The sequence below is a fragment of the Eudoraea sp. genome (genome assembly GCF_049665975.1).
Classification (GTDB): Bacteria; Bacteroidota; Bacteroidia; order Flavobacteriales; family Flavobacteriaceae; genus Eudoraea.
In genome coordinates this window covers 1-9,023 of the sequence record NZ_JBATGR010000533.1, presented here as the reverse complement: position 1 = coordinate 9,023, position 9,023 = coordinate 1, and the positions used below count along the sequence as shown (strand labels likewise).

General features: G+C 36.9%; 6 protein-coding genes. All 6 read right to left on the bottom strand.

The features are described 5' to 3' along the window. Window positions 1-922 (bottom strand): TolC family protein (locus tag WBN20_RS16845; RefSeq protein ID WP_424282526.1); only part of this gene is annotated, 922 nt, incomplete at its 3' end. Further along, entirely contained in the window at window positions 919-4,221 is a 3,303-nt protein-coding gene (locus WBN20_RS16840) for an efflux RND transporter permease subunit (protein ID WP_424282525.1), read from the bottom strand. The genes WBN20_RS16845 and WBN20_RS16840, both read right to left, overlap by 4 nt. Beyond that, window positions 4,221-5,351, bottom strand: coding sequence for an efflux RND transporter periplasmic adaptor subunit (locus WBN20_RS16835; protein ID WP_424282524.1), 1,131 nt, complete (start codon window positions 5,349-5,351; stop codon window positions 4,221-4,223). The genes WBN20_RS16840 and WBN20_RS16835 overlap by 1 nt, the downstream gene beginning before the upstream one ends. 10 nt (window positions 5,352-5,361) lie before the next feature. Then, window positions 5,362-5,826 carry a MarR family winged helix-turn-helix transcriptional regulator gene (locus WBN20_RS16830; RefSeq protein WP_424282523.1) on the bottom strand — a complete coding sequence of 155 codons (465 nt, stop codon included), beginning with the start codon at window positions 5,824-5,826 and terminating at the stop codon, window positions 5,362-5,364. 152 nt (window positions 5,827-5,978) lie between these two features. Then, window positions 5,979-6,857 (bottom strand): leucine-rich repeat domain-containing protein, encoded by an 879-nt coding sequence (locus WBN20_RS16825; RefSeq protein WP_424282522.1) that lies wholly within the window; start codon window positions 6,855-6,857, stop codon window positions 5,979-5,981. A gap of 178 nt (window positions 6,858-7,035) precedes the next feature. Further along, window positions 7,036-8,958, bottom strand: coding sequence for an ABC-F family ATP-binding cassette domain-containing protein (locus tag WBN20_RS16820; RefSeq protein WP_424270925.1), 1,923 nt, complete (start codon window positions 8,956-8,958; stop codon window positions 7,036-7,038). Window positions 8,959-9,023: the final 65 nt, after the last annotated feature.

Below are 9,023 nucleotides of genomic sequence, written 5' to 3'. Positions count from 1 at the left end.
AGAAAGCGGAGGCGGCACTTTGATTTAAATTCCAACCATATGAACCCGTTAAACCAATCACCGGTAAATACCCGGATTTACTTACTTTGACGTCATATTCGTTTATGGACAGATTCCTTTCCGTTTGCAGGATGGCAAGGTTATTTATGGATACATCATCCACCATCGCCTGTATTTCTAACATGGGGATAAAACTAATTAAGGTATCTACTTCAAAAAAGTTGGTCACCTCCTGATTTAAAACAACATTTAAGTCGCGTTTGGTGTTTTTCAATAATCTCTGGGTATTTAGGAGAATTATACTATCATTAGTAACATCAACTTCCGCATTTAATACATCCAACTGTGTGTTTTGCCCATACTCAAATGCGTATTGGGCCCTTTTAATCCGATCCTTTGAAACCTCCAAAGCTTCTTTCTGTGCAAATTCATTTTCAGATAAACGGGCAACTTCAAAATAGATACTCAATAACTGAAGTATGGTGTTTTGGATAGTTTCCCTGGCCTGCAATTCCGTTAATTGGTACTGTTCCTTCAGCCTTTTATAATTGTATCTGCGTCCTAAACCATCAAAAAGAATATAGTTTAAATTCAGCCCCGCATTATAGCGCTGTGCTTCTGCTTTATTAATTTCAAAATTCGGCCTGGGAATTCCATTTTCATCTACCTGGCCCGGAAATTCAATAGTAGAATCATCCCTGTTATACGTAGCTCCAGCTGAACCGGTCAGGGTTGGTAAAAATCCTGTGTTTAATACTCCCTGATTATTATCGGCAATTTCAACAGTATTTTCGGCAAATTTTATATCAAAATTCTGCTCTAATGCGAGTGCTATTGCCTCACTTTTTGACAATACATTTTGCTGTGCATTAGCATTAATACTCAATACTAATAGCACAATAACCCAGATATAGTTTTTCATTTTTCTTTACCTTCTAGTTCTATTGAAGCCTGTTTTTTGCTTTCTCCTTCCACCAAACTGTTCGGAGATTCTTTAATAAGTTTGGTAACAAGCTGATTATGTTGTTCTAGTTCCTCTTTTTGTTCTTTTATGGCTCGTTCCACATGTTCTTTGGGAACTTTATGACCGGTAGCCAACCATTTAGCATTTACTTTAACCTTATTACTAAAAGATAGAAAAATTGGCAACATTACCAGCGTTAAAACAGTGGCAAAAGCTATCCCATACGCAATTGAAATGGCCATAGGAATTAGAAACTGAGCCTGTCTGCTTTGTTCCAGTATTAATGGAGCCAAACCTGCAATGGTGGTCAATGAAGTTAGAAAGATAGCCCTGAATCGGGAGCGACCTGCATCATAAATGGCATCATCAAACGTCATCCCGGATCGCAGGTTAGTGTTAAATTTTCCAATAAGGACTAAACCATCGTTTACCATAATCCCAATAAGAGCAATAATCCCCAACATTGATAAAATATTAATTGGGAAATCATGAACCCAATGCCCCCAAGCCACGGCAGTTAAACTAAAAGGAATCAATAAAAGCAGCATTAAAGGTTGGCTAAAACTTCGAAAAGTAAAAGCTATAGTAACATAAATTAAAAACAATACGGTAAGACCAACTAAACGCAGGGAGCCTAGGAGTTTTCCGGCCTCTCTGTTTTGACCTTCGTATGAGGGTGTAACCGTGGGATATTTAGCCAGAATTTCAGGCATGACTTCTGTTCTTATTTCAGTCATTACATCTGTAGCACTAACCTTTTTAGCATCTTTAAGATCTGATGATAATTGAATTTCACGCTGACCTTCTAAATGATTGATAGCCACATCTCCCCGTATAATAGTATAGGTAGCAATTTCTTTTAAAGGTATTCTGCTGCCATTTGGAGTAACTATTCGCATTTCATCCAGGTCGGTTATTGAAGATCTGTTTTCCCGATCATATCTTACCCATACCCTTATCTCATCCTGCCCTCGTTGAAAACGCTGGGCCTGAGTCCCGAAAAATCCGGCCCGAACCTGATTCATTACTGTCCTCAAATTAAGACCCAGCAAATATGCGTTTTCCTTGAGCTCAAGGCGGATTTCTTTAATCCCTGCCGGATCATTATCTGAAATATCTTTGAGGTCGGGATTATTGATCATTGCATTTTTCAACTCCTCCTTTGCAGCCTTCAATTCCTGAATGTTATACCCCAACAAGGATACGGAAACCGGATCACCTCCAAAATTACCTCCGGAGCCGTAAATAAGACTTTCAACACCTATTACCGGTCCAACCAATTCCCGTAGCCTTTTCGAAACTACATCTGATCGGATTGCATCCGGACGCTCCTCACCCGGCAAAAGGTTAATAGAAAGTGTTGCCGCTGAAGAACCCGGGCCTACATTTTTTATTACATTTTCATAGAGTTCTTTACCAGTACCTTGAAGATATTGTTCTGTTAGTTCCTGATTGACAATTTCTGCCTTCTCCTCAATTAAGCTTATGATGGAATCTGTTATTTTTTCATTGGTGCCATTTGGCATAAGTAATTCTACCTGAACCCTGTCACTGGCTATTCTGGGGAAAAAAGCAGTCCTAATAATTCCCCCACCTATTGATCCGAAGGTGAGAATTAGTGCAAAAACGAAAAAAGAAAAAGTTAATAATTTATAGCGCAGGGCAAATCTTAGTGTGGGACTGTAGGCTTTATCCCGGAACCAAACCATAATCTGATCTCCACCTTTATTGATAACCCTAAGCTTTGAAAATATTTTGGAAAGCCCTTTCTTTGGCCTTTTATCTTCTGCATGCAAGGCTTTAGAGTGGGCAAGGTGAGCTGGGAGAATTATTAGCGCTTCTACCAATGAAACTACAAGGGTAAGTATTACTACTACAGAAACTTCTCCAAAAAATTCTCCTATTCGTCCGTCCAGAAATAAAAATATTGAGAACGCAAGTATCGTGGTAATAATTGCAGATACAATAGGAGGAATTACCTCCATAGTTCCATCTATTGCCGCCTGTACCGGGGTTTTTCCTTTCTCGTAATGCTGATATATGTTTTCAGCTATTACAATCCCATCATCTACCAGGATACCAATAACTATTATCATCCCAAAAAGGGACAGAACATTTATGGTAACATAGAAAAAACCGGCAAAAATAAACATCCCCAAAAAGGCAACGGGCAATCCAAATGCAACCCAAAAAGCCAATCTTGTATTTAGAAATACGGATAAAAAAATAAGTACCAGAATCATACCAATTATGGCATTTTCCGTCAGAAGTTGCGTACGCTGTGTAAGTGTGGTTGAAAGATCCCTTACCACACTCAACTGAATATTATTATTCTTCTGGTTAAAATCTTCAATATAGTTGCGGACTTTTTCGGCAGCAGAAATAAGATCTTCCGTATTCGTACTTGTTATAGTAGTTCGTACTGAAAGGTCTCCGTTGAAATAAGATGCATTAGGTGTTTCCGAAAAACGATCCCTAATAATTGCTATATCCTTCAGTCGAACTGTTTGTCCGGCGGCATCTGCCCTTATGATTAGATTAGAAAGCTCATCGCCATAATAAGACCTATTATTTGCGCGTATCAGGTATTCTTCTTCACTGGTTTTAATATTACCTCCGGTGACCAATATATTGGCATTGGATACTGCGCTTGCTACCTCAGGGAAAGACAAGCCATACGCCAGGAGGTTATTTTCATTAACAGCAATTTCAATTTCTTCTTGTGGAAACCCGGAAATAGCTATCTGGGATATGCCATCAATTGACCGGATATCATTTTCAATCTGACGGGCTATTTGCTTTAAGGTTGCAAGTGGAATATTCTCGCCACTGATTGCAAAACTTATTGTTTGTCTTACTGCTTCTAATTTTGAAACTATTAATGGTTCCATCCCGGTAGGAAATGTAGGTACCCTATCTACTGCATTTTTTACTTGCAGAAGCATAAAATCAATATCCCGTCCTTTTTCAATTTCTACGTTGATATTTCCACTATTCTCCCTTGAAGTTGAGGTTACTCTATCAACACCTTCCAATCCTTTGAGATTATCTTCAATTTTTAAAACGATACCTTCTTCAATCTCCTGTGGAGATGCACCCGGGTAGGTTATATTTACTGAGATGTTTTTTGAATCTGTTAAAGGGAAAAATGAAGATTTCAAAGAAAAAGCTCCAACAATTCCGAAAATGAAAAATGCTATGATTATCACGTCTACAGCAACATGATATTTTATGAAATAAGAGATTACTTTTCGCATTAGTTTTCTATTTTGGCTGTTTCCCCTTTATATTTTTTTACCAACATTCCCTCAAAAGCACCAACAACCGGTTTGGTTAGTATTGAAATTCCATCAGGAACATCTTTAAGAACTACTTTTTTATCAGAAAAATATACTGGTCTCACAACAATGCGGTCAAGAATGGAGTCTCGAACTACAAAAATCTGATTGTTTTCAAGAAGCAAATTCCTATCTATTTCAATGGCATTTGCTTCTTGTTTTGCATTAAGGTTAGCTTCCAGATACATGCCTTCTTTTAAGTCTGGATCTTTAACATCTATAAATGCCTTTATGGTCTGGGTAGCCAAGTCTACATTTCCATTAATGCGGGCAACATAACCTTTATAGGTTTTGGTACGATCTAAATTCACTAACTCTACTTCCTCATTAAGTTTTAAGAGGTCACTAAAAGTCTTACTGATAGATACCTCCATTTCATAGATATCGGTATTTATAAATTCTCCCAATTTCTGACCTGGTCGCACCAGCGTGCCTTCAGTAACTAAGGCCTCTGTAAGTATTCCTGAAAATGGGGCAGAGATGCGATACTTTCGCAAACGTTGCTCCATATTTTTAACATTGTAATAGTTTGTCAAAATTCCACGACCCGAAATAAAGAATTTTTCCTTCTCGCTGGTCATATCAGGAAGGGGCGGAGTGGTTTCATTGAGGTCGAAATTACTTAGATATGCCTGCCATTTTGGAAATACTTCAGGATAATCCAGGCGCAGATCTGGCATAATCGAAGTAATTAAATTGTATAAATTACTCTTGGACGATTGTACACTGGCGTAGTATTCAGAAGCATCAATTTTGATAATTGTCTCACCAGTCCGGTATGGTTGTCCCGCTTTAAACAGTTTATTCCCCTTTCGGAAAACACCCTGAACCTCAGCATAGAGTTCAACCCTCCTTTTTGCCCTTAAATTACCATTCGCGGGGACTATAATAGGAACCGTTCCATTGGCCACGGTTTGAGTAAAAACTGTTTTTACCACTTTTTCTACTTTGGCCTTTGGTCTGGACCTACTACTAACAATTTGATTAGCCAAAAAAAATGAGGCTATTATAATTAAGATTCCTAATATTGATAAAATTATCTTTCTCATTACTTTGTGATTAAATTTGACCCTCTGCAGAGCTAATATTATGTTGAATGACTTTCAGGGTTGTTATAAGTTGATATAACTCTTCTTCGGCAATATTTTTTTCCATGATTTCTTTTAGTCTAACTATTATGGGCCTGGTTCGTCTAAATGTGATTCTACCCGTTCCGGTAAGAAAAACCCGGTTTACGCGCTTATCCCATTCATCCTGTTTTCTGACTATATAGTCTTTACGTTCCATTTTGGCCAGTAATCGTGCCAGGGAAGATTTATCCCTTAATGTCAGATACGCCAATTCATTTTGAATAAGGCCATCATTTTCATGTAATTTTTTAAGAACAACCATTTGCTCCTTACTAAGATCCAGTCCTTCACTTTGAAAAGCTTCGTGTAAATAATTGTCAACCATTTTAGCGGTACTCCCGATCCAACGACCAATCGATTTATCAAAATCCACCAAAATGTCTGTATTATCCATGCCACAAATATAACGCTTAAAATAATTAGTTGCATATGCAACTAATGTTAAAGTATTCTTAATTTTTGTTTAAGTATTTTATTGTTTTATAAAACAAAAAAGGATGCAGACCGCATCCCTTTTAAAAAACTAACCAAAGTATAAATTAACTACTAGTTTTCATTATCATCCTCAAATTTCGTGTCTGCCATACGGGTTTTAGAAAAATTGACATCTTTGAAATTCAATTTTACATCACCTTTATCATAATCAAAAACCAGAAATTCCCTGGTATCCATAAGTTCCAGGTTTTTATATGAATTAAATTTGTTGTTCTGAATTTGCAACACCTTAAGACTAGCCAACTGACCAAATTCTGCTGGAATCTCCCCACCTAATTGATTATTTGCAAGTACAAGTTCCTTGAGTAAAACCAATTGTCCTAAGTTTCTTGGGATATCGCCCTCCAAAGTGTTCTCAAAAAGGCCCAGACTTTCAAGTCTTGTAAGATTTCCTATTGAATCTGGTATATGGCCAACAAAATTATTACTGGAAAGGTTTAGTACCCGCAGCTTGGTTATATTACCTATACTATTTGGAATGGCGCCAGAGAAAAAATTATTAAAAGCAGTAAGCTCCAATAAATTTTCCAAGTTTCCTATCTCCTCCGGAAGATTACCTTTAAACCTGTTCATCTCTATTTTTAGAATCTCAAGGCTTTGTAGCTGCGTAATAGTATTAGGTAACTCGCCACTCAGCGTATTAAATGCCAGATTAAGAATTCGCAAGTATTTTAAGTTGCTAACGCTCTCAGGAATTAGACCAGAAAGATTATTCCGAAATAAATTTATCTCAACTACATGATTTCCTTCAACCTTAACGCCATACCACTCTGACACCGGCTGGTCTAAATGCCATTGTTTTAACCAGGAAGTTCCATTGGTGCTTTCATATAGATCTATTAAAGCCATTTTTTCAGCTTTACTAACCTTCGCATTTACAAGCTGATTTACAGCTATTAAAAGAACCAGAATAAGAAGCAGCTTTTTCATAAAAATTTGACTTTAAGAAATAGTTGTATCTTTAATTAAATAAAAACCCTACTTTACTAAAGAATTACCTTACAAAAATACTAATTTATATAGATAAACAACCTATATAATCGATGAACTGCGCGTTTTTGTTGTGAAAGTCTTCTTTTCTGTTGTGAAAAAAATTAAACCTTAGGTTCTATTCCTCCATCGCACTGTTTTCAAGCTCTATAGTGGTATTTTCCCACCTTATCATCAACTCCTCCAGCTTCTTTTTTTTAGCCTGATACATATCGAAAAAATCCGTAATCGCAATTGTAGTATCGTAATCCATCAACAAGTCGTGATCTATTTTAGCGATCTCCTTCTCTAAACTCGCTATGTCACTTTCAAGGGTACTTAATTTATTCTTAAGCGACTTTAATCGTTTCTGACCTGCATAATCTGAAGGCTTGTTGATACGTTTTTCTTTCTTTTTCTGATCTTTTTGTTTCTTTTCGATTTCCCGGAAATCATCAACTTTACGCTGATCAAGAAAATAATTAATGTCCCCTAAATACTCTTTTATTCTTTTTTCCTTAAACTCATAGACCTTGTTGGTAAGTCCCTGTAAAAAATCCCGGTCGTGTGAAACCACAATCAATGTACCTTCGAACTGCTTCAATGCCTCTTTTAATACATGTTTAGATTTGATATCGAGATGATTTGTTGGTTCATCCATAACAAGGACATTAAAGGGTTGCAGCAACATTTTAGCCAAAGCCAACCTGTTCCTTTCCCCACCAGATAAAACTTTTACATATTTATCCACATCGTCACCGCTGAAAAGAAAAGACCCTAATATATCCCTTACCTTGCTTCTATTCTTCTCATTGGCAGCATCGATCATAGTATCCAGGATGGTTTTATTTCCATCCAGATATTCCATTTGATTTTGGGCGAAATAACCTATCTCAACGTTATGGCCTGATTTTAGCCTACCCTGGTACTCCAATTCCCCGACAAGAATTTTGGCCAAGGTTGTTTTACCTTGTCCATTCTGGCCTACAAAAGCGGTTTTACTATCCCTTTCCAAAATTATGTCTACTCCGTTTAAAACTTCCTTATTGCCGTAACTTTTGGAAAGGTCCTCCATTTCAAATATCACTTTTCCAGGAATTACGGAAATTGGAAACCTAAGTTTCATAGCGCTAAGATCATCTTCATCAACCTCAATGCGCTCCATCCTATCCAGTTTCTTGATAAGTGATTGAGCCATAGTAGCTTTTGAGGCCTTGGCCCGGAATTTGTCTATTAAACGCTCTGTTTGTTGAATTTCTCTTTCCTGGTTTTTTTGGGCACTTAGCTGTTGTACTTTTATTTCTTCCCGTAACTCTAAATATTTAGAATATGGTTTATTGTAATCGTAGATTCTTCCGAGGGATATTTCTATTGTTCTATTTGTAACATTATCCAAAAACATTCTATCATGAGAAACTATCACCAGAGCACCCGGATAATTAAGCAGAAACTGCTCTAGCCAAAGTATAGAATCAATATCCAAATGGTTGGTAGGCTCATCTAATAAAAGAACATCATTATTCTGTAAGAGTAATTTAGCCAATTCTATACGCATTCTCCATCCACCGGAGAATGTATCTGTGCTTTTATCAAAATCTTCCCTTTTAAAACCAAGGCCCAAAAGGATTCTTTCAGTCTGTCCCTTATAATTGTACCCACCATGAACTTCATATTGATGAGTTAAATCATTTAAGTCTATAATTAGTTGATTGTAAAACTCGCTTTCGTAATCCGTTCTTTCCCCCAGTTGTAAATTTATTTGCTCCAATTTGAGTTCTAATGCTTTTATTTCGGTAAAAGCCTCGTAGGCTTCATCAAGTACCGATCTTCCATGTTCAAAATCGAGATCCTGCTTGAGAAAGCCTATTTTTATATCTTTTTCTGTAGCCAATGTACCTGTATCTGGTTCCATTTCCTTAGAAAGCAACTTAAGCAAGGTAGATTTCCCTGCGCCATTTTTTCCAATAAGCCCAACCCTATCGCCCGCATTTAATCTAAACGCGATTTCTTTAAACAGGTATTCTCCTCCAAAAGAAACAGAAAGATTATGAATATTTAGCATTTTTGTGATTGGTGTTACAATTAGAAACTTTGCAAAATCGTAGTTTTGCCTAAACTTTTGCAAAT